Origin of the sequence: Cellulophaga sp. Hel_I_12, assembly GCF_000799565.1 — a bacterium.
GTDB lineage: Bacteria > Bacteroidota > Bacteroidia > Flavobacteriales > Flavobacteriaceae > Cellulophaga.
The window spans coordinates 2,833,688-2,859,353 of record NZ_JUHB01000001.1 but is presented as its reverse complement, the minus strand read 5'-3'; the positions used below and the strand labels follow the sequence as shown (position 1 = coordinate 2,859,353).

Sequence of the window (25,666 nt, the reverse complement as noted above, 5' to 3'; positions counted from 1 at the left end):
CTAGTAATAACATTTTTTCTCCCAAACCCTTTTTACTAATTTTATAAGCTGACATTTTTGCTTTTAAAAGCATTTATTTGAGCACAACAGATTCCCTTTTTCAAGAGAATGAAATAAAATAGATTTCCGACTACTCGGAAATGAAATGGATTTTTTTATGTACTTAATCTTCGATACTGAAACTACTGGATTACCCAAAAACTGGAACGCGCCTTTTACCGATGTAGACAATTGGCCTCGCTGCATACAAATTGCATGGCAGTTACATGATGCTATGGGAAATTTAGTGGAGCATCAAGATTACTTGATACGACCTGAAGGTTTTAATATTCCTTATGACGCGGAACAAATTCACGGGATTTCTACGGCTTTAGCAGAAAAAGAGGGAGTACCGATTGCCGAAGTTTTAGAAAAGTTTAATGCCGCTATGGCTAAAACGAAATTTATTGTTGGTCAAAATGTTGGTTTTGATTTAAATATAATGGGTGCTGAGTTTCATCGCCTAAGTGTTGAAAATCCATTGCAAGAACTACCTATTTTAGATACCTGTACCGAACATACCGCATCGCTTTGCCAGCTTCCAGGAGGTCGTGGTGGAAAATTTAAGTTGCCTACCTTAACAGAACTACACGAGTACTTATTCGGAGAACCTTTTGGCGAAGCGCATAATGCTACAGCCGATGTGGAAGCGACTACACGTTGTTTTTTAGAGTTAGTGAGAAAGCAACAATACACGCTGGAGCAATTAGATGTTCAGCCTGATTATTTTAAGAATTTTTCTGAGGCAAACCCCAAAGAAATTCAGTTAATAGGATTAAAACACATCAACCTAAAAGAAGCGTCAAAAAAAATTGCAGATGCTCTTTGGGAATCAGCTACTGGTGGTATTTCTAAAGCAGAAATTAAAGAAAATGTAAAGACTTTAGAAACTGCAAATTTTGCACATTTACACAACCATACCCAATTTTCCATTTTACAATCTACGATTAGCGTTCTGGATTTGATAAAGGCTACCGCAAAAGCAAAAATGCCTGCTGTGGCTATTACAGATCATGCAAATATGATGGGTGCTTTTCATTTTGTAAATGGTGTCATCAATCATAACAAAGCAGTAAAAACACGGAATGATGAAAACCAAATTCGTCACGAAGCTACAAAAGAAGGGCGACTAGAAGAAGGCGAAGAGCCTTTGCATGAATTTATCCCCGAACAAGAAATTACACCTATTGTGGGGTGTGAGTTTCAGGTTTGTGAAGACCACACGAATAAATCCCAAAAAGATAATGGCTACCAAGTAGTACTCTTAGCTAAAAACAAAAAGGGCTATCATAACTTAGCAAAAATGTCTTCCATTGCCTTTATAGATGGCAAATATTATGTTCCTAGAATCGACAAAAAGGTTATTGAAAAATATAAAGAAGATATTATAGTACTGACAGGAAACCTCTATGGTGAAGTACCTGGTAAAATTTTAAATGTTGGTGAAAACCAAGCCGAAGAGGCTTTGCTTTGGTGGAAAGATACTTTTGGTGATGATTTATATATAGAAATCATGCGTCATGGTCAAGAAGATGAAGATCGCGTAAACCAAGTATTACTTCAGTTTGCAGAGAAGCATCAGGTGAAGTTAATTGCCACCAACAACACCTACTACGTAGAAAAACAAAACGCTCATGCACACGATATTTTATTATGTGTAAAGGATGGTGAAAAGCAAGCGACCCCCATAGGTAGAGGTCGTGGTTACCGCTACGGCTTACCCAATCAAGAATATTATTTCAAGTCTGCAGACGAGATGAAAGCCCTCTTCAAAGATGTTCCAGAGGCCATTACCAATATTCAAGAAATTATCGACAAGGTTGAGACATTTACCCTTGCACGTGACGTACTGTTGCCTGCTTTTGACATTCCAGAAGAATTTCAGGTTCCAGAAGATAAATTAGATGGAGGAAAACGCGGTGAAAATAAATTTCTGCGTCATATTACTTATAAAGGAGCAAAAATTAGGTATGGTGAGCTTAGCCCTGAGATTGATGAACGACTAGATTTTGAACTTAAAGTAATTGAAAAAACAGGCTATCCTGGCTACTTTTTAATTGTGGAAGACTTCATCAGAGCAGCACGCGCTATGGATGTTTCTGTAGGTCCTGGTCGTGGCTCTGCCGCAGGTTCTGCGGTAGCTTATTGTTTATGGATTACCAATTTAGATCCTATTAAGTACGACTTACTTTTTGAGCGTTTCTTAAATCCTGACCGTGTATCGATGCCCGATATTGATATCGATTTTGATGACGAAGGGCGTGGTCGGGTCATGGATTATGTGATCAAAAAATACGGTGCAAACCAAGTAGCACAGATTATAACGTACGGCACCATGGCAGCAAAATCGTCTATTCGCGATACAGCCCGTGCCCTTGATTTACCTTTGGGAGATGCAGACCGTATCGCCAAATTAATTCCCACGATGTCTAAGCTGAATAAGATTATGCATATTGATGTGGAGCAATTAAAAAAGAAGTTTAGGGCGGATGATATGGAAAATATCTATCAGTTGCTTTCAATTTCTGAAGGCGATGGTTTAGAGGCAGAAACCCTTAATCAGGCTTATATTTTAGAAGGATCGGTTCGTAATACCGGTATTCATGCCTGTGGCGTAATTATTACTCCAGACGACATCACCAAGTTTGTTCCTGTTGCCTTGGCGAAAGATTCGGATATGTATTGTACCCAGTTTGATAACTCGGTCGTGGAAGAGGCTGGTTTACTCAAAATGGATTTTTTAGGCTTAAAAACTTTAACCCTAATTAAAGACACCGTAAAAATTGTCAAGGCAAAACACGGGATCGAACTGGATCCAGAAACTTTTCCTTTGGATGATGAAAAAACCTACGAATTATTTCAACGTGGCGAAACAGTAGGTATATTTCAATATGAATCTCCTGGCATGCAGAAACACATGAGGGCTCTAAAACCCACTGTTTTTGCTGATCTTATCGCCATGAACGCCTTATACCGACCGGGGCCCATGGAATATATCCCAAGCTTTATTGCCCGTAAACATGGGGATGAAGAAATTGAGTATGACTTGGATGCCATGGAGGAGTATTTAGCCGAAACCTACGGGATTACGGTGTACCAAGAGCAAGTGATGTTGCTGTCGCAAAAATTAGCCGATTTTACAAAAGGTGAAGCTGATGTATTGCGTAAGGCCATGGGTAAAAAACAAAAGTATGTCTTAGATAAAATGAAACCTCAATTTATCGCGCAAGCTTCGGCTAAAGGCCATGCAGAAGATAAACTTGAGAAAATTTGGAAAGATTGGGAGGCCTTTGCGGCCTATGCTTTTAATAAATCGCACTCTACCTGCTATGCTTGGATTGCCTACCAAACTGCTTATTGCAAAGCGCACTACCCTGCTGAATATATGGCTGCCGTGCTGAGCAACAATATGAATGACATTAAACAGGTGACCTTTTTTATGGAAGAATGCAAGCGAATGGGACTTGAAGTATTGGGACCTGATGTCAATGAATCGTATTACAAGTTTTCTGTAAACGATCGTGGAGCTGTCCGTTTTGGCATGGGCGCTGTAAAAGGTGTAGGGCATGGAGCCGTTGAAACTATTGTTGAAAACCGCAAAAAAGACGGGCCTTTTAAATCTGTATTTGATGTTTCAAAACGTATTGATTTACGCGCTGCTAATAAAAAAGCATTTGAGAATTTAGCGGTTGCCGGTGGTTTTGATTCCTTAGGAAATACGCATAGAGCTCAATTTTTTCACGACGAAGGCGATAACATTACCTTTTTAGAAAAAGCCATAAAATACGGAGCAAAATTTCAAGAAAATGAAAATTCTAGCCAAGTGAGTCTTTTTGGTGATGCTAGTGATGTACAAATTCCAGAACCAATAGTGCCCCCTTGTGAAGAATGGGGAACTATGGAAAAATTGCGTCGAGAAAAAGAAGTTGTGGGTGTTTATATTTCGGGACATCCTTTGGATGATTTTAATTCAGAAATTAAAGCCTTTTGTAATGCAGGCTTATCACACCTAAACAATCTGGAAAGTATTTTAAATCGAGAGGTATCATTTGCCGGCGTTATTACCGATGTTCAACATCGAATTTCTAAAAACGGAAAAGGATGGGCTTCTTTTACGATGGAAGATTATACAGATACTTTTGAATTTCGAATTTTTGGAGAAGAATATTTAAAATTTCGTCATTTTTTAATGATCAACTCTTTCGCATATGTAAAAATATTTGTGCGCGAAGGATGGGTGAATCGTGAAACAGGAAAAAAAGGGGATCCAAGAATGCAATTCAATAGTTTTATGCTGTTGCAAGAAGTGATGGAAACCTATGCAAAAAAGTTAACCATTAAACTTAATATCGACAGCTTAGATGAAGCCCTAATCCACAATCTAAAAGACACCATTCGACTGCATAAGGGAGAACATTCTTTAAATTTTGTGGTGTATGAAATGCAAGAAGAAATAAAGGTTGATCTGATAAGTCGCAAACAAAAGGTTCAAATTTCAAGTGAACTATTGCAAAGCTTGGAAGAACAAGAAGTACTCTATAAACTAAATTAGAGCCGTTTGTTTCATTCAATACTGACCATACCGCTCTATTTATCACGCCTGCTACTCTGATGTACTCGAACAAATAAAGCTAAGGCTATTTAATAAAACCATATAATTGTATTTTCTAAAGCGTCTGTTTTTTGTCCGTTGGGCATAAAAACGGACGCTTTTTCAGTGATAAACACCAAGAATAAGCTTTTTAAAAAAACCTAAGGCACTTAAAGTCATCAGTGTAGCTTTTAAAGAATAACATTTTCAATGAACCTCAGGAGTATATTTTAAATGATCGCAACATTAGTAGTATTACTACTAATTGTTAAAAGTATCACAATCTATTGTGTGTGCTTTGCTAATAGTATTAAATTTGTTGAACATTGAATTCGACAAGGTACTTTCTTAGGAAAGAAAAGTTCAATTCAATTTTAAATCAGTCAAATTTTTAACATTTAAAAAAATTATAACGATGAAAAAACAACAACTATTTTTAGCAGCTATCTTATTGGGATTAGCAACTATATCATGTAAAGATGTAGCACCTGAAAAGCCTGCCGACGGTATCGAACAAAGTTCAGATCCAGACCAAAATAATATAAAAAGTATCATGACGGCTGAGGAGCAAGCAAGTATGTCTCCCGATGAAATTATAGGAAGATTAAAAAAAGGAAATGAAAACTTTGTGGCTAATAATTTAACGACCAGAGATCACTCAGAACAACGCAGACTTGCCACTATTGGTCAATACCCTAAAGCATTAGTACTTTCTTGTGTAGACAGTAGAGTGCCTGTTGAAGACGTTTTTGACTTAGGTATTGGGGACATTTTTGTAGCTCGCGTAGCTGGAAATATTGAAAATGATGATATCCTAGGTTCTATGGAATTTGCAACAGCAGTGGCTGGATCTAAAGTTATTATAGTTATGGGCCATACCTCTTGCGGTGCAGTTTACAATGCAGTTGATGGTACAGATGCAGGGGCTATGGGTATGGCATCATTACAAAAACTTTTAGATGAGATTAAACCTGTTGTGGTAGCAGAAAATGGCGTTGACGTCAGTTCAAAAAACAAGCCCTATGTAAATAAGGTTATCACAGAAAATGTCTATAAGACAGTCGCTGACATTAGGCTTAAATCACCTACAATGAAAGCTATGGAAGATGCTGGTCAAATTAAAATTTTGGGAGCAGTTTATCATATGGAAACCGGTAAGGTTGAATTTTTATAAGTTTTAAGTCCTGTTTGTTTTAAATGAAGATCAGAGTTTTCTAATTTAAAACACAGTGGAGTTCTAATTCCCTATAAGGCTATCACATTATAGCACTTCCTACTTAACAACCTAAATAGAATCATATAAACATAAGTTTAGTTGATACTACAATAGTCAAAACGAATGTAATCATAGTAAGGAAAAAGTAAAATAATTGACTAAATTTGCATAATCAATAAAAAGAAACAAAATGGCATTAGAAATAACAGATGCAACTTTTGACGAAGTTGTCTTAAAAAGTGATAAACCAGTAGTTGTAGATTTTTGGGCAGCGTGGTGTGGACCTTGCCGAATGGTAGGACCAATTATTGATGAAGTTAGTAATGAATATGAAGGTAAAGCCGTTGTTGGCAAAGTAGATGTTGATGCGAATCAAGAATTCGCTGCAAAATATGGTGTTCGTAATATCCCTACCGTTTTGGTATTTAAAAATGGAGAGATTGTAAGCCGACAAGTCGGTGTTTCTCCAAAAAAGGTGTATACCGATGCTATAGATGCCGCGATGTAAACCTTAAAATATTTTAATTCTAAAAAAGGTTTGGCGCAAGTCAGACCTTTTTTAGTTTTTAGATTATTTTTTAACAATTGCAAAGGTATCCACCTAAAAAAAGAAAATTTTAATTGAAAAAAAGAAAATATGATCACTTGGAAAGATATAATTAGTTTTTCAGTAAACGGCAGTCCTGAACCTGATAAGAGAGTAGAAAAAACAGAAACAGAGTGGAAAAATAGTTTAACTCCTGAGCAGTTTAAAATTACCAGAAAAAAAGGTACAGAAGCACCACATTCGGGAGCGCTTTGTAGTGCTCATGATGCTGGAAAATACAATTGTGTTTGCTGTGATACGCCGCTATTTGATTCTGGCATAAAATTCGAATCCGGCACTGGTTGGCCAAGTTTTACCCAACCTATTAAAGAAAATGCTATAAAATATCATAAAGACAGCTCATTCGGGATGCTTAGGGTTGAAGTGTTATGCAATACTTGTGATGCACATCTAGGCCATATTTTCCCGGATGGACCGGAACCCAGTGGCTTACGCTATTGCATAAATTCTGAATCAATGACCTTACAAACAAACGAATAACTAAAATGTTTAGATTCAAAGATATTCTAGTGTTTAGCTCTTAAAAACCACAGTGTACGTGTAAAAAAATGGAACGGCATAGAAAAGCATATTTGGGTGGTGGTTGTTTTTGGTGTCTTGAGGCTATTTTTAGGAACTTAAAAGGAGTAGAAAAGGTAGTTTCTGGATATTCAGGAGGTAGTGTTCCCGGTACACCGACGTACAGAGAGGTAAGCTCTGGAAAAACAGGTCATAAGGAAATTATAGCGCTAACATTTGATCCTGAAATAATCAGTTTTGAATCTTTGCTATTCGTTTTCTTTAGCAGTCACAACCCAAATACTTCTCAAGCGCAAGGTTTTGGCTATGGCAGCCAGTACACCTCCGTAATATTTTATGACGATGAATCTCAAGAATTAAGTGCTAATGCCGTTATTGCTGAGCTATCCCCTAGGTTCAGCATACCAATTTTAACCCTTGTACGCAGATTTGAAAGATTTTTTCCAGCGGAAGATTATCATCAAAATTATTATGAAGAAAATAAAAACGACGCTTATTGCACATCAATCATTGAACCTCAATTAAAAAAAATACAAAAATTATATACAGACCAATTAAAATAGCGGTCTAAAAAAATTATATTTAAACTTATTAATACACAGTATTTAAAAATGGAAAATTATAAAAAAGCGTACATAGCAGGCGGATGTTTCTGGGGAATGGAAGATTTATTTAGAGTGCGACCTGGAATTGTCGATACAGAGGTGGGCTACATTGGTGGTCTAAACGAGCATCCTACCTATCCTAATCATCCAGGCCATGCAGAAGGTATAGAACTCACCTACAACCCAAAAGAAACAAATTTTAGAGAAATATTAGACTACTTCTACCGCATTCATAACCCAACAACCATTGATCAACAGGGTAATGACTTAGGCTCTAGCTATAGGTCAGCGATATTTTTTCAAAATGAAGAGGAGAAATCCATAGCCAAAGAAATTATAAATATTGTTGATAGCACCAACCGATGGGAAGGCAAAATAGTCACTACTTTAGAACCTTGGACTAGGTTTTGGCCTGCAGAGCCAGAACACCAAGACTATTTAGTTAAAAAACCAAATGGCTACACCTGCCATTTTGAAAGATTTGATACCTTTCTATAGCATGTGAACTTCCTAACGGTAAAGCCATCGAGGCTTCGAAATTAGGACCGTTGGGCTACAAGAAACTAGATCTTTATTCTTGATTCTTGTAGCCCTACTAGTTGTAAGTTAAACACAAAGAATAGTCTCGTAAAATTCCATAGATTAAAAATATTTGCATTGACTGACATTCAAGAAATAGGGTTTGGAGGTGGCTGCCATTGGTGTACAGAGGCTGTTTTTCAAAATTTGAAAGGAGTACGCCATGTGCAACAAGGTTGGATTGCATCAATCGGAAAAAACGAAGCATATTCCGAAGCAGTATGGCTGCACTTTGATCGGGATCAAATAGACCTTAAAACCTTAATTGAAATTCATTTACACACCCATAAAAGCACGTCTAATCACAGCATGCGTAAAAAATATAGGTCTGCTGTGTATACTTTTTCTGAAGTACAGAAAAAAATGGCTGAACGCCTAGTAAAAAACCTTCAAACTGATTTTGACAAACCAATCATAACGCAAGTACTCCCTTTTCAAGCCTTCAAACCATCCGAAGAAAGCGTTCAAAATTACTATGTTAAAAATCCTGAAAAACCGTTTTGTACAAGCTTTATTGAACCTAAGTTAAAGATAGTACTCACCAAGTTCTCCCAATACACAAGGGCAATAAAAGAGAAATCATTTATAACCAAGCCGTTAGTTGATAAAAAGAGTAAAATGTAGTAAGTTTATAACTGATTTCTAAATCCTTAAACTCACTAAGCTTATGAAAAAACAACTTTTAATTTCAGTACTTACCTTAGCCATAATAAGTTGCAAGTCTGAACCAAAAGAAAAAGCAATAGATGTTCAAGTTCAGGAAACTACGATCGGGAATCATATTGCGGCATTGGCCTCTGATGACTTTTTAGGAAGAATGCCGTTTACCGAAGGTGAAACGAAAACTGTAAACTATTTAAAAGAAGAGTTTATAAAACTCGGAGTACAACCGGGCAATGGAACTAGTTTTTTTCAAGAAGTTCCTCTCGTAGAAATTACAGGAACACCTTCCGAAAAAATGACGATTTCTGGTGGCAAAACGCCAATAGTCTTAGATTACTTGGATGATTTTGTTGCACTTACTCAAAGAATAGTCCCTAATGTTGCACTAAATGATTCAGAATTAGTTTTTGCGGGATATGGTATTGTCGCCCCCGAATATGGCTGGAATGATTATGAAGGCATCGATTGGAAAGGTAAAACAGCAGTAGTTTTAATCAATGATCCTGGATTTAGGTCAGGAGATAATCAACTTTTTAAAGGCGATGCGATGACGTACTATGGTCGCTGGACCTATAAGTATGAAGAGGCTGCTCGACAAGGTGCTGCTGGCATACTAATTATTCATGAAACTGAACCTGCTTCATACGGTTGGAATGTAGTACAAAGCAGCTGGAGTGGCGCAAAAATGAACTTAGAAAGCAGTGCCCCACAAACCGATGTACAAGGCTGGATCAGTATGGAAAGTGCGCAACAGTTATTTGAGAATTCATCTCTTGAAGATAAAAACTACAATACCCTTGCTCGGCAAAAAAACTTTAAACCTATCGCCTTAGGATTAAAAGCATCAGTTCAAATTACCAATACCATTAAAAAGGATGTCTCGAAAAATGTGGTAGCGCTCATTCCTGGCACCGATCAAAAAGATGAGTACATTATTTATTCTGCGCATTGGGATCATCTAGGGGTTGGCAGACCTGTCAAAAACGATTCTATTTACAATGGAGCCGTCGATAATGCTTCTGGAACCGCCTGCTTATTGGCCATTGCCGAGGCCTATAAAAAAATGCCTCCTACTAAACGTTCTATCGTTTTTATTGCAGTTACGGCAGAGGAACAAGGCTTGCTTGGCTCTGCGTTTTATGCAGAAAACCCAATTTACGATCCTAAAAAATCGGTTGCTAACATCAATATGGATGCACTTGCAAGTCCTGGTCCTATGAAAGATTTGACCATAACAGGTTTTGGACATTCTGAAATGGACGCCTACGCTAAAACAGCCGCTGATCAACAAGGGCGATATATTATTCCTGATCCTGACGCAGAAAAAGGGTATTTCTTTAGATCAGATCATTTTAATTTTGCTAAAATCGGCATTCCCGCCTTATATGCGAGCGGAAGTCATGAAGATTTTGAATACGGTGTTGACTATGTAAAAAAAATGAAGGAAGATTATCAAAAAAATAAATACCACCAACCTGCGGATGAATACATTCCCGGCGAAACTGCCTTAAGTGGTATACAGTTTGATGCGCAGCTTCTATTTCATGTTGGCTTGCAGTTGGCTAACGAAACTAAATTCCCAAAATGGTATGACTCTAGCGAGTTTAAAGCTGCTAGAGATAAGTAAATGGCTGTTGGTAAAGCTCAAAGATGGGGTATAGCTCCTTGTAAACTTTACCTCCTAATCAAAAATTTCAAGATGAACAATCCGCTTATCGTTGACGCCACCTATAAAAGCAAAAAGTATACAGAACATAGGTTGCCAAAGGCCGAATATGAACATTGCATTTTTGATACTTGTATTTTCTCAAAAGCAGAGCTCAGCAACATCACGTTTTCGTCCTGTGAGTTTATAGATTGTGATTTAAGCAATGCCAACTTAAAAGAGACCAGTATAAAGGATTGTGCTTTTAAAAACTGTAAACTTCTTGGCATAAATTTTAGCGTGTGCGACCTATTTTTACTGTCTTTTAGCTTTGATAATTGCATCCTAAATTATGCCTCATTCGAGAGATTAAAACTAAAAAAAACACTTTTTAAATCTTGTAAAATACAGCACGTAGATTTTACCAATAGTAATCTTACAGAAGTTATTTTTGAGCAATGCGATTTAGAGCATGCCATTTTTAGTAATACTATCTTAGAAAAAGCTGATTTCAGAACAGCGTATCACTTTTCTATACATCCAGAAGAAAATAGCATGAAAAAAGCAAAGTTTTCAAAGGATAATTTAGAAGGTTTACTTAGCCGTTATAAAATTGATGTGCATTAAACCATTGGGTAAATAATTGTATCTTAGGTTTGTATTTAAATACGACTATGATGAAAGCCTTCTTACTTGCCTTACTTTTTTCTACTATTTGCTTCTCACAGAACACCCTCACTGGGCAAGAAAATACCCCATCTCCCAAAGCAACACTGGCAGATGCTAGTTTTATACAAGGGCATTGGAAAGGCGAAGCATTTGGTGGAACCACCGAAGAAATTTGGACAACGGCTATGGGTAATTCCATGCTCTTTAGCTTTAGACTAGTGGTTGATGGTAAAGTAAATTTTTATGAAATTGGCCATATTCTCGAGAAAGAGGACTCCCTTATATTACAATTAAAACATTTCGGAGCCGATCTTAAGGGTTGGGAAGAAAAAGACGAAACCCAAGACTTTAAGCTGATTAAAAAAGAAAAAAATAAATTGTATTTTGATGGCTTAACCTATGAAAAAATTAGCGCAACTGAAATGAATGCTCATGTAGTTACGGTCCATAAAGACGGATCAAAGTCAGAAATAACATTCAACTTTAAAAAACAATAATCTTGGAAAAAAAGTGTCCTGAATGTGGTGAAAAAATAATTGGTAGAGAGGATAAAAAATTCTGCTCGGACTACTGTAGAAATGCGCACCACAACAAAATGAACAAAGACACCAAAAATCTGATCAGAAATATCAATAATAGACTCCGAAAAAATCATAGAATTTTAGAAAGTTTTCCTTTGAAAGATGGAAAAACAACGACTACTAAAATCAAACTTTCCGATAAAGGCTTTGATTTCGATACATTTACCAGTATTTATACCACAAAGAAAGGAACTATCTATTATTTTGTGTATGATTTAGGCTATTTGCCTCTGGATAATGATTTATACATGATTGTGAAACGAGAATAGTAAAGCCTTAGCCCCGCTGGGAGAACATTTATAGCATACCTTGTGCCTTTTTGAAAACAAGTTTAAAAATTCAGCTTTAAAGATTAGCACTTTCTGGAGTTCTACCAATTCTGCCCACTCAATTTAAGTGCAGCAATCACAATATCTTTTCGACTAATTTGCCCTACTAAAAGACCGTCTTTTAGCACCGGTAATCTTCTTCTATTATTCCTGTGAAAAACACCCGCAGCATCGAAAATGCTAATATCTGGAGCAATCGTTTCAACATTTTTTGTCATATAGGTCTCCACGCTTTTTTCTAAAATTGGTTGATTAAAGTAGCGACTCTCTGATATGGTTTTCATACAATCTGCCTCAGAAATAATACCTACTAAAAAACCATTATTATCTAATACGGGTCCACCGGAAATATTATGCTTCGTAAAAAGTTCCATTACTTTTAAGATACATTGATCAGGCGTAAAGGTGATCAATTTTTTGGTCATGTAATCTTGCACCAAAATGGGAGCTTCGAATTCCTTTTTCACCACTTTTCGTGCGCCTTGAAAACTTTTGATTCCCATATCTCATTTATTTTTAGGTTAACTCGAAAGATACTAAATATTTTTGAATAATAAGCAATTAATTTGCATATTAAATACTAATAATTGTACTAATTATGATATATGTTTAAAGATACCTAACAAAATGATCTATTTACTTACGATTAGATATCCCATTAAAAAGTTATACTTTTATAGCATCACTCGAATTCTCTCTTAAAAATAGCCAACTACGTCAACAATGAAAAATACCAACGCTCTTTTTACCTTACTTTTAATACTCTTGGCTACCTATCTAGGCTTTACATTATCGGTTCCCGAGTTTGAAAATGACGCTACTCCTAGTTCAACTGCCTTTTCGACCAACAATGCCTTAGCTCATGTTAAAAAAATGTCTACAAAACCACATGCTGTTGGCTTTCCTGGGCATACCGAAGTTAGGCAGTATATCGTTGATGAACTACAAAAAATGGGTTTAGAGCCCTCATTACAAGAAGGCTATACCGCTGGCGATTGGGCAAATTTGAGTAAAGCAACAAATATTTTAGCACGGATTAAAGGATCAGAAAAAGGAAAGGCTTTACTGTTATTGTCGCATTATGATAGCAGTCCACATTCATCCTTTGGCGCTAGCGATGCTGCCAGTGGTGTGGCCACAATTTTAGAAGGTATTCGTACTTTTTTAGCGGCAGAAAAGACGCCAAAAAACGATATTATTATTTTGATCACTGATGCCGAAGAATTAGGTTTAAATGGCGCTAATTTATTTGTCAAAAAGCACCCTTGGGCTAAAGAAGTTGGTCTCGTTTTAAATTTTGAAGCACGTGGTAGTGGTGGTCCTTCGTATATGTTGATTGAAACGAACAGAGGTAACGGTAATTTAATTAAAGAATTTTCAAAAGCTAATCCTAATTACCCGGTAGCAAATTCCTTGGTCTACAGCATTTACAAAATGTTACCTAATGATACCGATTTAACCGTTTTTAGAGAAGAGGCCGACATTGAAGGTCTTAATTTTGCGTTTATTGATGATCATTTCGATTATCATACGGCCCAAGACACTTACGAGCGCTTAGACAAAAAAACGCTAGCCCACCAAGGCAGTTATTTAATGCCCTTACTCACCTATTTTAGCGATGCCGACTTAACAACACTAAAAAGCTTAAACGATTATAATTATTTTACAGTGCCTTTTTTTAAAATAGTTTCCTATCCGTTTGAATGGATTTGGATTTTATTTGGACTTGCGGTAGGGCTGTGTATGGTTTTATTATTTTATGGATTCAGAAAAAAATTGCTCGTTCTAAAAGACGTTCTTATAGGATTTCTGCCCATGTTCATCGCACTTATCGTGAATGGTTTTGTTGGGTATTTTAGCTGGTCGGCGCTAAAAGGGCTATATCCGCAATATACCGATATGCTTCATGGGTTTCCCTATAACGGATACACCTATATCACCGCTTTTGTGTTATTTTCAATAGCTGTATGTTTTTACACCTATAAAAAATTCAAAGCTATTAACACAAAAAACTTAGTCGTTGCGCCACTTATCTTATGGCTTGTCATCTGTGGATGCTTAACAGCTTATTTACCCGGTGCTAATTTCTTTATCATTCCGGTTTTTGCCCTTTTAGCCTCATTTTTTGTGCTGATACAACAAGAAAAACCAAATGGCTTACTCTTCGTATTTTTAGCATTACCTGCGTTATGGATTTTGACCCCTTTTGTCAAAATGTTTCCTGTGGGTCTAGGTTTAAAAATGATGGTGGCCTCTACCCTTCTCACGACACTTATTTTTCTTTTACTCCTCCCAATTATCGGATGTTACAAACGAAAAGGATTTCTTGCCCTACTTTCAGGTTTTTTATTTTTAATAGCCATGCTTGTTGCACATTTAAATAGCGGTTTTTCAAACGGTACTGCTAAACCCACAAGTTTACTTTATGTGTTTAATGCCGATAAGCAAACAGCTCAATGGGCTACCTATGAACATGTAGTTTCGGATTGGACAGCACAGTTTATAGGTCAAGATAAAACAACACCAGAAGCCTTGAATCAAACGGTTATAAGTAGCAAATATGGTTCTGGCTTCACCTATGTAGCTAATGCACCATCAAAAAATATTCTTGAACCAAAAATTGAAATTACTAAAGATACAATTATTGATAAGGAACGACATTTACAAATTTGTATTACTCCACAACGTGATGTAAATCGCTTGGAAATTTTTACGAATGATGTTAGTTTGACGAAAGCAACCGTAAATGGAATTGCGCTATCTGATTATTTCTTAAAAAACAGAGTAAAAGGAAAATTAGTAACCCATTACATCAGCAATAATTTGTATACAGATTTGTATTTAGTACTTCCTGAAAACGAAAAAGTACAATTAACTTTATACGAAGCGGCCAATGATTTACTGATCAATAAACAATTTACTGTACCAGCTCGACCAATAGATAATATTCCGATGCCTTTTGTATTAAACGATGCAACCTTACTCATTAAAACTGTAAATTTCGAATAGTATGATTGGTATTATAGGTTGCGGTTGGTTGGGGTTTCCTTTAGCAAAGTCGTTTATAGAAAAAGGATTTTTAGTAAAAGGAACAACGACCTCACCAGATAAATTAGAAATTTTAAAACAAGAAAAAATAAGCCCCTATTTGATTTTACTTTCAGAACAACAAATTCAAGGTGAAATTACAGAGTTTTTAAAAGGCGTAACGACTTTAATTATTAATGTACCACCAAAACTCAGAAGTAAAAATTCAGAAAATTATGTTGCCAAAATGAAAATGCTACATCAACATATTCAAAAAAGTCGAATAAAAAACATCGTTTTTATTAGTAGCACCTCCGTTTATGGAGCTATTGATGGGATCATCACAGAAGAAACAAGGCCAATTCCAAATAGCGATTCAGGCAAACAACTTCTGGAGGCTGAAGGTATTTTTAAAGAGGACAAAAACCTACAAACAACCATAATACGTTTTGGTGGTTTAATAAGCCAAGATCGTCACCCCGTAACGGTATTATCCCAACGAGATCATTTAAAAAACGGACATCACCCTGTAAATCTGATTCATAGAAACGATTGTATTCGAATTATCAGCTTGGTCGTTGAAAAGGATTTCTGGCATCAAATAATCAACGGAGTTTATCCTGATCACCCGACTAAAAAAGTCTATTATACCAGCGAAGCCCTAAAGAGAAATTTAAAAATACCTGAATACGATACCGATTCCTCTGAAAAAGGAAAAATTATCTACAGTACATTTCTAAAAACTGTTAAAGGTTTTAATTTTCTTACCTCTATTAGGAATTAACTCACAACAACAATAGCTGCTTTCACAACAAAAAAAGGGCTAAAGTGTTAACTGCCTGTGCGTTTGGTCGATATAATCATACCTTTGACATGTAATTTTAATTCGATTATTATGGAAAATTTAAGTTTAAAAGAAAAGGTTATTTCTGAGATAGAAAACCTCATTTCACAAAGCGCTCCAAATCGAGAAAACTCTCAGAAGTTTAAAAACCTACACGTAGCTATTTTAAAAAAACACTACAATGCTTCTGACGTATCTATTGATTACCACCGAAATCGGGTAGCCATGGATATTATTATGGATGATAGCGTGTACGATCCAAAAAAGGTGAATACCTACATGCCCATTTTCCGTGCTAATTTATTGTTCAAAAATCTGAATGACTTTTTAAAGTCGTGCTTAGATCAAGATCATAAGAGTTTAGCATTCTATGCCAGTTTATTGCGTTCATTTTCCAATAAAGAATTGAACCAAATGGCGATTTAAATAACCGACTAATTGAAAACCACAAATAGAAAAAGATGCTCCAGGGCATCTTTTTTAGTTTAATGATTTTATTTTATCGTAATATCAAACAATAACTGGTATTAACAACATACTACAAATAATTTTTATAGTTTAGCAAAATCAATAAATACGAATTTAACATAATGAAAAAATTAGTAGTTGCTATAGTACTTTGTATGGGGTTAAGCCTAACCGCACAAACAAAATCCGAATTACAAAAACATTACGAAGCGTTTTACCAACAAATGCGTTTGCAAGGTGATGTAAATGGTGTTATTAATGCCTTAACCCACTTGAATGTTATTGCACCATCTGCGCAGCGGAAAGACACTTTGGCTTTTATTTATGCCAATGATGATCAGCATATGCAAGCATTAAATACCATTGGTATTGAAAAAATTGAAACTGACTCAGATTTAGCCGTGCAGGTAAAGGCTATTTCCTTAAAAGCATTAAACCAACCTAAAAGAGCCATAGAGCAATTTGAGGTGTTGCAACAAAGAAATCCTAACCCTTATGTTGCTTATGAGTTGGCTGATCTAAAAATTCAGACTGGAAATCCTAACGGCGCTGCAACAGATATTGAATATGGTATTTTAAATTCTACCGAAGATATGAAGCACGCCTTTTATGAGCGTCAGCAACCTTATGAGGCTTCTTTAAAAGCAGCCTTTTTACATTTAAAAGGATTGGTGGTTTTTAATCTTGACAAAGATAATATAGACGGCGCCATAGCGCTTTTCGATGAAGCTTTACAATTAGATCCAAATTTTAATTTAGCGAGTTTAAGTAAGCAAGCTTTAGAGGCAAGAAAAAATCCACCAACTACTGTTGAGCCAGAGCCAGCCAAAGAGACGGCTACAACGGGAAAAAAGAAGAAGCAGTAGTTTAATTCTTTATAATCAAAAAGCAGTGTGTTTTATCAAAATAAAACACACTGCTTTTTTTATGAATACCTTCTTAATGATTATTGTTTAACTTTTAAACTTTGCTTTAAAATACCATCAGCTTCTTTTTTAAGTAAAACAAGCTCATCGACCTTATCATTGGGCACGGCAATCGAAAGCACGTAATGTGCAATTTTCCATTCGCCATTGCTCTTTTTGAGAACACCTGAACCACGACAAATTTCCATTTGAGTATCTAATAATTCATCGAACCAAGCAAAATCATTGGTATCATTAAGGTAAATATGGCGTTCTAGGCTTGAAAAACTCCAAGCTTTTCCAGCATCAAAATAAGGCTTAGAAAATTTACGAAAGGCTATGTTTTGCCAGTTTTCGGTAGCATCAGTCCCTATAAAAACGCCGTCACTCGTCATAAGCGCAAAATAATCGTCAAAATTAGCGCTTGCGGCTGCTTTATGCCAATTATCGAGCGTTGTATGGATCGCAACTTCTTCAGTATTTTCTTGACCACACAAGGTGATACTTACCAATAAAAAAATAAAAAATAGCTTATTCATCAAATAGTATTTCTGTATCAATTTTGCTGCTTAAAACAATAGAAAATTGATTATTAAATGCGTTGTAAGCCTTAATGGCCTGAATCACGGCTTCTCTGGGGTTTATATCGTAAACCATATTAGACTTAATTTTTAAGACATAGGTTTTAAAAACTTTCTGTCTACTCTTTATATCAGGTCTATCAAATTCAAGGGGGTAGGTTGACGCTTCTAATAATTTTTGTTTTTCTATTAAATCATCTACCAACACGAGTACATCTTCTTTAGTTTCTGCAGCATAAAAAGATGATATGGCACCATTTAAGGCGTTATATTCTGTCCAATCTTTTAAAAGCTCCATAGCAGCGGCACTAGGTTCTATTTTTTTGGGTAACTTTTTTAAGTCTACCAAATCCTTAGTAGGATCATTCTCTATCGCCTCTTTTTTTTGTTCTCCGCATGAGATAGCTCCTAGTAAGAGCAACGAAAAAAGTACCACTTGTTTTACCATAAAGCTAAAGTACACATTTTAGTAGTTTTTAAAAGCACTAAATATACTTCTAAAATAAAAAGATTTTAATTGAGTTATATTTGCGTAAACCTAAGGCATCGCTGAAAGAAATACGTTGTGTTTTAAAAACTAATTGAAAACAAGCAGATTTTACGCCTACTGTCTGTTTCTTCGCTACATATTGAAAATAAGGCAAAATATCCTACTAAAAAATAAAATTTATCCCGATTTTTGTGGCTTAATTCTAGGCAACACATATTACATTTTTTATGCGAAAATCTATTTTAATTATTGGTGCTTGCGGACAAATAGGCACAGAACTCACCTATACGCTACGGGAAAAATATGGCAATGACGCCGTTATTGCTAGTGATATTCGTGAAGGGAATGAAAGTTTAATGGCTTCTGGTCCTTTTGAGCTTTTAGACGCTACCAACTATGCCGCTATTGAAGATGTAGTGATGCATTATGAAATAGAAGAGGTGTATTTGATGGCTGCGATGCTCAGTGCAACTGCCGAAAAATTTCCCATGAGAGCCTGGAATTTAAATATGAATTCGCTTTTTAACGTGCTTAATTTAGCAAAAGACAAAAAGATTTCAAAAGTGTTTTGGCCTTCGAGTATTGCCGTTTTTGGCCCTAATACACCAAAAGAAAACACAGAACAAAATACCATTATGGAGCCTAGTACCGTCTATGGTATTAGCAAACAATCAGGAGAACGTTGGTGTGAATACTATTTTCAAAAATATGGTGTTGATGTTCGCAGTGTTAGATACCCAGGACTCATCAGTTGGAAAACATTACCTGGTGGCGGTACTACCGATTATGCTGTAGAAATTTACCATAAAGCCCTATCCGACAAAAAATATACCTGCTTTTTAGAAAAAGACACGAAGCTTCCTATGATGTTTATGGATGATGCGATTAGAGCTACAATGGCCATTATGGATGCGGATGCCCAAAAAATAAAAATACGCTCATCGTATAATTTAGCCGCTATGAGCTTTACTCCTATTGAAATATCGGAAAGTATTCAGCAGCATATTCCTGATTTTAAAATTGAGTACGAGCCAGACTTTAGACAACAAATAGCAGACTCTTGGCCAAGCAGTATCGATGATTCTAAAGCCACGGAAGATTGGGAGTGGAAATCAGCGTTTGATTTGGATAAAACTACCAAAGAAATGTTAGAAAATCTTGCCACTTAAGAAGAGCCCTAAAAATACTAATAATGGTTATTTGTTTTTACAGGGCAGTACTGTATCGTTTATAGCTCTAATTTTTGATCATCTTTTAAGGAAAATAGTACTAGGTTCTGACCTTTAATTTATTTTCAATAGCCATGATCATACTATTAGCAATATCCTTTCCTGTGGCGTTTTCAATACCTTCTAAACCTGGAGAAGAGTTTACCTCTAATAATAGAGGGCCCTTATTAGAACGAATAATATCTACCCCAGCCACAGCCAAGTTTAATACTTTCGCCGCTTTAATCGCTAATTTTTTCTCTTCAAGGGTAATTTTTACTATAGATGCCTTTCCCCCTTGATGTATGTTCGCCCTAAACTCACCTTTCTCTGCTTGGCGTTGCATCGAGGCAATAACTTTACCATTCACTACAAAACAACGAATATCTTGCCCGTTGGCTTCTTTGATGAACTCTTGCACCAAAATATTGGTTTGCACACTTTTAAAGGCGTTGATAACGCTTTCTGCGGCTTTATTCGTTTCAGCTAAAACAACACCTTTACCTTGTGTACTTTCTAGTAACTTGATGATTAAAGGCGCACCATTGACCATCTTTATCAAGTCTTTGGTATCCATCGGCGATTTAGCAAAGCCAGTAATGGGAATATGAATATCATTTTTTGAAAATAGTTGTGAAGCAAATAATTTATCGCGCGATTGGGTAATGGCTTCAGCAGAATTTAAACAATACACCCCAAGATTATCAAACTGACGAATTAAAGCACAGGCATAAAAAGTAACTGCTGGTTTAATACGTGGTATAATGGCATCAAATTCATTTAAAATATTTCCACCACGATACCTAATTTCTGGAGAATAGGCGTCGAGTTTCATGTAAGCGTGTTCCACATTTAAAAACACCATTTCATGACCTCGCATTTCACCCGCTTCCATAAGTCGTTTATTGCTGTATAATTCGGGGTTACTGGCTAAAATAGCTATTTTTAAACCAGTTTTTTCTTTAAAATAGGTCGCATATTTTTTGGTGATTTCTGCATCGGTAAAATCTTTAACCATACAGTTTTCTGCCGGATTTACAATATATCTATTATTTAAAGCTTCACGACCAAGGAGCATTCGAAACTCCATGGTATCTCGATTGGCAAGTGTAAGTTCTACATCAAAGGTTTGGTCTCCAAGCGAAACAGGCACTCTAATTACATAGCGCTCCTCGGCAATCCCAGAAGAACTTTTTATGGTTCTACGGTCAATCATCTTTGCTTCACAGTTGATGGCGATACTTCTATTGTCTTGAATAGGATTTACCTCGAACTTCACCCACTCCTGCGCTCCTTTTATAAAAACTTTTATATTCGTGGCTTGTATTGATGATGTTTTAGCTCCAGAATCTACTCTGGCTTTTATGGCGGGGATACCTAAAGTTTCAAAACCACACCACTCTTCACTACCTATAATTGTTAATTTATCCAATGTAAAAAAATTTAGCTTTTATACGACTCTATATTGACACAAAAACCAACCTTGAAGTAGGTTGGTTGTCTTTTTTGTTTAAACTATGGGTTTGTATGTTTATTCATCTTCATCTAATTCGCCCTCTTCTGGCATAGCATCTGGATCAACTACTGCATCTGGATCATCATCCTCAAAATCTTCATAGTCGTCTTCGTCATAATTGGCCATGGTGGTCTCTAGCTTAGCACTAATTTTAACCAAATACTTGGTATCTTCTGTAGTTACCTCAACAGCTTCAATACGTTCACCTTGAGCATTCTTGAAAGAAATGATGTTTAAATCATCATACCCATCAGGATACTTCTCTACTAAAAGCTTTAATACCTCAGGGGTAAGCTTTTTAAAATCAACGATAACTCTCTTTAAATTTTCCATTTTTTTTAATAGTCTAATAAGTATGCAAAAATAAGTGGTGCAACTATTGTGGCATCACTTTCAATAATAAATTTTGGGGTATCGATATCTAATTTTCCCCAGGTTATTTTTTCATTTGGCACCGCTCCTGAGTACGAACCATAACTTGTAGTGGAATCACTAATTTGACAAAAATAGCTCCAAAAAGGCGTTTCTGGTCGCTCCATATCTTGATATAACATAGGCACTACGCATATTGGAAAATCTCCTGCAATACCGCCACCAATTTGGAAGAATCCTATTCCGTTTTTCGAATTATCAGTGTACCAATCGGCTAAAAAAGTCATATACTCAATGCCCGATTTCATGGTTGTTGCTTTTAATTCGCCTTTTAGCACATAGGATGCGAAAATATTACCCATGGTACTATCTTCCCAACCTGGACAAATAATAGGCAAGTTCTTTTCTGCAGCCGCATACATCCATGAATCCTTAAGATCAATTTCATAATATTCCTCAAGAACACCTGAAAGTAGCATTTTATACATAAATTCATGCGGCAAATAACGCTCGCCAGCATCATCGGCATCTTTCCAGATTTTAAAAATATGTTTTTGTAACCTTCTAAAAGCTTCCTCTTCAGGAATGCAGGTATCGGTCACTCTATTTAAGCCTTTCTCCAATAAATCCCACTCATCTTGCGGGGTTAAATCACGGTAATTAGGCACGCGCTTGTAATGCGAATGTGCCACTAAATTCATAATATCTTCTTCTAGGTTTGCTCCTGTGCACGAAATAATTTGCACCTTATCTTGACGGATGATTTCAGCAAAAATTTTACCTATTTCTGCGGTACTCATAGCACCAGCTAAGGAAACCAACATTTTGGCACCATTTTTTAGCTGATCTTCGTAGGCTTTTGCAGCATCAACTAGGGCTGCGGAATTAAAGTGTAAATAATATTTTTCAATAAAATTGGAGATTGCTCCTTTAGTCTTCGTCATCTTCGAATTTTGAGTTGTTAGTAGTGCCTGATTTGTAGTCTACATCATACGTATTGTCATAGGCTTCATCAGCAGCTTCATCCATAAATTTATAGCTTAACATTTTATAATACAATTTTGCCGCTAAAAAATCGCTGGATTTATCGTTTTTGTTTGGGCAAAGTTCTACAATATCAAAACCAACTACATTCTTTTCTTCAAAAACTTTCTTTAAAAAATCAAGGGTCTCGTACCAAAATAAACCACCTGGTTCTGGAGTTCCAGTTGCCGGTAAAATACTTGGATCAAAAGCATCTAAATCAAAAGTAATAAAAACGTTTCCTGTCATGAGATCAATTACTTTATCCATCCAATACTCATCATTGACCATATCATGTGCAAAGAATGTTTTTTCTTCATCCATAAATGTTTTTTCAATGGCATCCATACTACGAATACCTATTTGAATAAGGTTTGTGGTTTGACTAGCTTCATGAACGGCACAGGCATGGTTGCATTTGGTACCTTCATAAGATTCACGCAAATCTGCATGAGCGTCAATATGTAAAACGGTTAAGTTGTCAAAACATTCATTAAAAGCGCGAATACTCCCAATAGAAATAGAATGTTCGCCTCCAAACAGCGTTACAAATTTATTTCTTTTAATAAAGTCTTTTGTAACGTCATGCACTGCTTTAACCATAGCTTCTGGAGAACTATTTTCAGTCACTGGATCAGCCAAAAATACCCCTTGTTCGTATACTTCAGTATCGGTTTCAATGTCGTAAAGCTCCATGTTTTCTGAAGCTTTCAAAAATGCATCGGGGCCTTTATCAGCACCTTTCCCCCAAGTACTTGTTCCGTCATAAGGTACAGGAATTAAAACCACCTTCGCAGTTTCCAATTGCGCAAATTTGTCTGGTATTCCCGCGTAATTGCTAGTTGTCATCATAACCTAAGATTTTTAGCAGATCTGCTGCTTTTTGTTGTTCGTTAAATAGTTTAGTTGTTATAGTGCCCTGTTCGTCTTTATCAATTAAAATATGCTTTGGATGCGGAATTAAACAATGTTGCAAGCCACCGTACCCTCCAATACTTTCTTGATAAGCTCCAGTATTAAAAAAACCTATATATAAAGGTTTGTCTCTTTTATATTTAGGCAAATAAATAGCATTCATGTTTTGTTCGCTATTGTAATAATCGTCACTATCACAGGTTAAACCGCCCAAAAGTACACGTTCATATTCATCTTCCCATCGGTTAATAGGTAACATGATAAAACGCTTGTTTATTGCCCAAGTATCTGGTAGGGTCGTGATAAAAGAAGAATCAATCATATTCCATTTTTCACGATCGTTTTGTTGTTTTTGGTATAAAATTTCATAAATGGCACCACCACTTTCACCAACCGTAAAGCTACCAAATTCTGTAAAGATATGAGGCACAGGAACTTCTGCCTCTTGGCAAGCAATGTTTATTTGATTGATAATTTCATCAATCATGTATTGGTAATCATATTCAAATGCCAATGAATTTTTTATAGGGAAACCACCTCCAATATTAAGACTATCTAAAGACGGACACATTTTTTTTAGTCGGATATAGACCTTTAAACATTTCACCAACTCGTTCCAATAATAGGCATTATCCCGAATACCAGTATTGATAAAAAAGTGAAGCATTTTAAGCTCAACCTTATCATTATCCTTTATTTGATTCTCGTAAAAAGGAACAATGTTTTTATAACCAATACCCAGTCTTGAGGTATAAAATTCGAATTTAGGCTCCTCTTCTGAAGCTATTCTGATACCTACTTTGAAGGTGTCATTAATAACGTCTGACAGTAATTCTATCTCTTCGTAATTATCAATAATGGGGATGCAATTACGATGCCCTTCATTGATTAAACGGCCAATGTTATCAATATATTCATCACGTTTAAAACCGTTACAAATCACATAAGTATCATCTTTAATTTTACCCTTTTTCTTAAGTATTTGAACAATATTAATATCATAAGCCGAAGACGTTTCGATATGTACATCGTTGTTTAACACTTCATTCAATACGGGTTGAAAATGAGAGCTCTTGGTGCAATAACAGTAATGGTACTTGCCTTTGTAATTATTTTTTTCAATAGCATTCTTAAACCAGCCCTTAGCTCGATTAATGTTATCTGATATTTTCGGTAGATAGGTGAATTTTAATGGGCTACCATATTTTTCAACCAGTTCCATAAGCGGAATACCATGAAAATTAAGGTTTTCTCCCGTTAAGGTAAATTCTTCTTGAGGAAAATAATACGTTTGATCTATTAGATTAATGTACTTTGTATTCATTTAAAATTTCTTGAATTGCGATAAAACTACTAAACTGTTTTTAAAAACCTTGCTGTTTTTAAGAAAAATTATGTCACAATTTCTAGATTAGTATTTGGAACTTGGTTGTAGGTGCAAAAAAGTAGTCGTGTTGACTTCTCACGATGGTAGGTATAAAGAAAGAAATATGTAAGTTTTGGTTTCTTTTTTTCAAAAGTAACATTGGTTTTTTCTTTCTCATTTCCAATGCACCAAACATAAAAATAAAACTCATTATTTTTAACTAAAGGTTTTAAAATCAGTCCTTCTTTTTAAACTGATTTGAAACAACAAATGAAAACAAAAAAAATGAAAAAACAAGGGTTTTAAAAAATTTTACACTTAAAAATTTACAGGTGTTTCCTATCCAAAATATTCCCATTAAAATATCATAAAACATTGATTATCAATTATTTTTTAAACAACAGCACCTTTGATTTTCTCTAAGCGAATTAAAAAGAGGCAATTCCACTTATATTCGAAAGAGAAGCACAGAAAAATTATGCTGAATTTAGCGGATTGAAGCACGTTTTTTCGTTAGACCTTGGCTCCTTTTCATTCAGCTACAGAAAAAAACCAATCATCGAATTGGCATCTTTAATGACAAGAGCCAAAGCTACATTTGTAATCGTCTTCGAAAACACAAAAAATGATTAGAATTCTATGTACTTTATATCTTTTGAAAGAAAGAATTAAATGTCTTCTTCTAAGTTTAGTTATTACCTTTCTATTCTTTAGCCTTATGCTCTTTATTGGCCTTTTGATTAGCATTAGGCTATGATGTAGAGAAAACATTATAAACAACCTACCACTGCACTAACTTAGACTCTTGTTTAAGGCTCCCTTTTTATTTTTAAAAACTAAATAAATAGTTAAATAACTAATTTAATAGTTGTCTAACTATTTTTTTAGTTATATTTGATTTCATTCAA

At 35.6% G+C, this 25,666-nt stretch carries 24 protein-coding genes; 16 read left to right on the top strand and 8 right to left on the bottom strand.

Annotated features, from left to right (window positions below):
* Positions 1-157: 157 nt before the first annotated feature.
* From dnaE to GQ45_RS12325, 11 genes are all read left to right on the top strand, one after another.
* On the top strand, positions 158-4,591 hold the full coding sequence (gene dnaE, locus GQ45_RS12375; protein WP_047418457.1) for a DNA polymerase III subunit alpha: 4,434 nt from the start codon (positions 158-160) through the stop codon (positions 4,589-4,591).
* Between the two features lie 454 nt (positions 4,592-5,045).
* Entirely contained in the window at positions 5,046-5,804 is a 759-nt protein-coding gene (locus tag GQ45_RS12370; RefSeq protein ID WP_047418454.1) for a carbonic anhydrase family protein, read from the top strand.
* A gap of 232 nt (positions 5,805-6,036) precedes the next feature.
* Positions 6,037-6,354 (top strand): thioredoxin, encoded by a 318-nt coding sequence (gene trxA, locus GQ45_RS12365; protein ID WP_047418451.1) that lies wholly within the window; start codon positions 6,037-6,039, stop codon positions 6,352-6,354.
* Between the two features lie 129 nt (positions 6,355-6,483).
* Complete coding sequence (msrB, locus tag GQ45_RS12360; RefSeq protein ID WP_047418448.1) at positions 6,484-6,933, top strand: peptide-methionine (R)-S-oxide reductase MsrB; 450 nt, start codon at positions 6,484-6,486, stop codon at positions 6,931-6,933.
* Positions 6,934-7,001: 68 nt separating this feature from the next.
* Positions 7,002-7,535 carry a peptide-methionine (S)-S-oxide reductase MsrA gene (gene msrA, locus GQ45_RS12355; RefSeq protein WP_047418445.1) on the top strand — a complete coding sequence of 178 codons (534 nt, stop codon included), beginning with the start codon at positions 7,002-7,004 and terminating at the stop codon, positions 7,533-7,535.
* A gap of 48 nt (positions 7,536-7,583) precedes the next feature.
* Positions 7,584-8,075 carry a peptide-methionine (S)-S-oxide reductase MsrA gene (gene msrA / locus GQ45_RS12350; RefSeq protein WP_047418442.1) on the top strand — a complete coding sequence of 164 codons (492 nt, stop codon included), beginning with the start codon at positions 7,584-7,586 and terminating at the stop codon, positions 8,073-8,075.
* A 159-nt stretch (positions 8,076-8,234) separates the two neighbouring features.
* On the top strand, positions 8,235-8,780 hold the full coding sequence (locus tag GQ45_RS12345; RefSeq protein WP_052188217.1) for a peptide-methionine (S)-S-oxide reductase: 546 nt from the start codon (positions 8,235-8,237) through the stop codon (positions 8,778-8,780).
* Positions 8,781-8,823: 43 nt separating this feature from the next.
* Positions 8,824-10,446 carry a M28 family metallopeptidase gene (locus GQ45_RS12340; RefSeq protein ID WP_047418439.1) on the top strand — a complete coding sequence of 541 codons (1,623 nt, stop codon included), beginning with the start codon at positions 8,824-8,826 and terminating at the stop codon, positions 10,444-10,446.
* Between the two features lie 72 nt (positions 10,447-10,518).
* Entirely contained in the window at positions 10,519-11,091 is a 573-nt protein-coding gene (locus tag GQ45_RS12335; RefSeq protein WP_047420364.1) for a pentapeptide repeat-containing protein, read from the top strand.
* 47 nt (positions 11,092-11,138) lie between these two features.
* A complete protein-coding gene (locus GQ45_RS12330; RefSeq protein WP_047418436.1) occupies positions 11,139-11,630 on the top strand; it encodes a DUF6265 family protein in 492 nt (163 codons plus the stop codon).
* Between the two features lie 2 nt (positions 11,631-11,632).
* The gene (locus GQ45_RS12325) at positions 11,633-11,983 is read left to right on the top strand and encodes a hypothetical protein (RefSeq protein ID WP_047418432.1); all 351 of its coding nucleotides are present in this window, start codon (positions 11,633-11,635) and stop codon (positions 11,981-11,983) included.
* A 101-nt stretch (positions 11,984-12,084) separates the two neighbouring features.
* Here the strand turns inward: GQ45_RS12325 and GQ45_RS12320 are convergent, their stop codons facing one another.
* A complete protein-coding gene (locus GQ45_RS12320; RefSeq protein WP_047418430.1) occupies positions 12,085-12,546 on the bottom strand; it encodes a CBS domain-containing protein in 462 nt (153 codons plus the stop codon).
* 220 nt (positions 12,547-12,766) lie between these two features.
* Between GQ45_RS12320 and GQ45_RS12315 the strand changes: the two genes are divergently transcribed.
* The 4 genes from GQ45_RS12315 (at position 12,767) to GQ45_RS12300 (ending at position 17,248) form a co-directional block, all read left to right on the top strand.
* Entirely contained in the window at positions 12,767-15,052 is a 2,286-nt protein-coding gene (locus GQ45_RS12315; RefSeq protein ID WP_047418427.1) for a M28 family peptidase, read from the top strand.
* A 1-nt stretch (position 15,053) separates the two neighbouring features.
* Positions 15,054-15,854, top strand: a complete 801-nt coding sequence (locus GQ45_RS12310; protein WP_047418426.1) for an NAD(P)-binding domain-containing protein — start codon at positions 15,054-15,056, stop codon at positions 15,852-15,854.
* Between the two features lie 111 nt (positions 15,855-15,965).
* On the top strand, positions 15,966-16,340 hold the full coding sequence (locus GQ45_RS12305; RefSeq protein ID WP_047418423.1) for a hypothetical protein: 375 nt from the start codon (positions 15,966-15,968) through the stop codon (positions 16,338-16,340).
* A 164-nt stretch (positions 16,341-16,504) separates the two neighbouring features.
* A complete protein-coding gene (locus GQ45_RS12300) occupies positions 16,505-17,248 on the top strand; it encodes a hypothetical protein (protein WP_047418420.1) in 744 nt (247 codons plus the stop codon).
* Between the two features lie 80 nt (positions 17,249-17,328).
* On the opposite strand, the gene GQ45_RS12295 is transcribed toward GQ45_RS12300, so the two are convergent.
* The gene (locus tag GQ45_RS12295) at positions 17,329-17,826 is read right to left on the bottom strand and encodes a nuclear transport factor 2 family protein (protein WP_047418417.1); all 498 of its coding nucleotides are present in this window, start codon (positions 17,824-17,826) and stop codon (positions 17,329-17,331) included.
* Positions 17,819-18,316 carry a hypothetical protein gene (locus GQ45_RS12290; RefSeq protein WP_047418414.1) on the bottom strand — a complete coding sequence of 166 codons (498 nt, stop codon included), beginning with the start codon at positions 18,314-18,316 and terminating at the stop codon, positions 17,819-17,821. Before GQ45_RS12290 ends, GQ45_RS12295 begins: the two co-directional genes overlap by 8 nt.
* A 269-nt stretch (positions 18,317-18,585) precedes the next feature.
* Between GQ45_RS12290 and GQ45_RS12285 the strand changes: the two genes are divergently transcribed.
* Complete coding sequence (locus GQ45_RS12285; protein ID WP_047418411.1) at positions 18,586-19,527, top strand: NAD-dependent epimerase/dehydratase family protein; 942 nt, start codon at positions 18,586-18,588, stop codon at positions 19,525-19,527.
* Between the two features lie 100 nt (positions 19,528-19,627).
* Here GQ45_RS12285 and rimK read toward each other — a convergent pair whose 3' ends face one another.
* The 5 genes from rimK to GQ45_RS12260 form a co-directional block, all read right to left on the bottom strand.
* A complete protein-coding gene (rimK, locus tag GQ45_RS12280) occupies positions 19,628-20,998 on the bottom strand; it encodes a 30S ribosomal protein S6--L-glutamate ligase (protein ID WP_047418408.1) in 1,371 nt (456 codons plus the stop codon).
* 99 nt (positions 20,999-21,097) lie between these two features.
* Entirely contained in the window at positions 21,098-21,415 is a 318-nt protein-coding gene (locus GQ45_RS12275; protein WP_047418405.1) for a hypothetical protein, read from the bottom strand.
* A 5-nt stretch (positions 21,416-21,420) separates the two neighbouring features.
* Positions 21,421-22,398, bottom strand: coding sequence for a deoxyhypusine synthase family protein (locus GQ45_RS12270; protein WP_047418402.1), 978 nt, complete (start codon positions 22,396-22,398; stop codon positions 21,421-21,423).
* Complete coding sequence (speB, locus tag GQ45_RS12265; RefSeq protein ID WP_047418399.1) at positions 22,385-23,329, bottom strand: agmatinase; 945 nt, start codon at positions 23,327-23,329, stop codon at positions 22,385-22,387. The genes GQ45_RS12270 and speB overlap by 14 nt, the downstream gene beginning before the upstream one ends.
* On the bottom strand, positions 23,316-24,716 hold the full coding sequence (locus GQ45_RS12260) for a decarboxylase (RefSeq protein WP_047418397.1): 1,401 nt from the start codon (positions 24,714-24,716) through the stop codon (positions 23,316-23,318). Before GQ45_RS12260 ends, speB begins: the two co-directional genes overlap by 14 nt.
* Between the last annotated feature and the right edge of the window lie 950 nt (positions 24,717-25,666).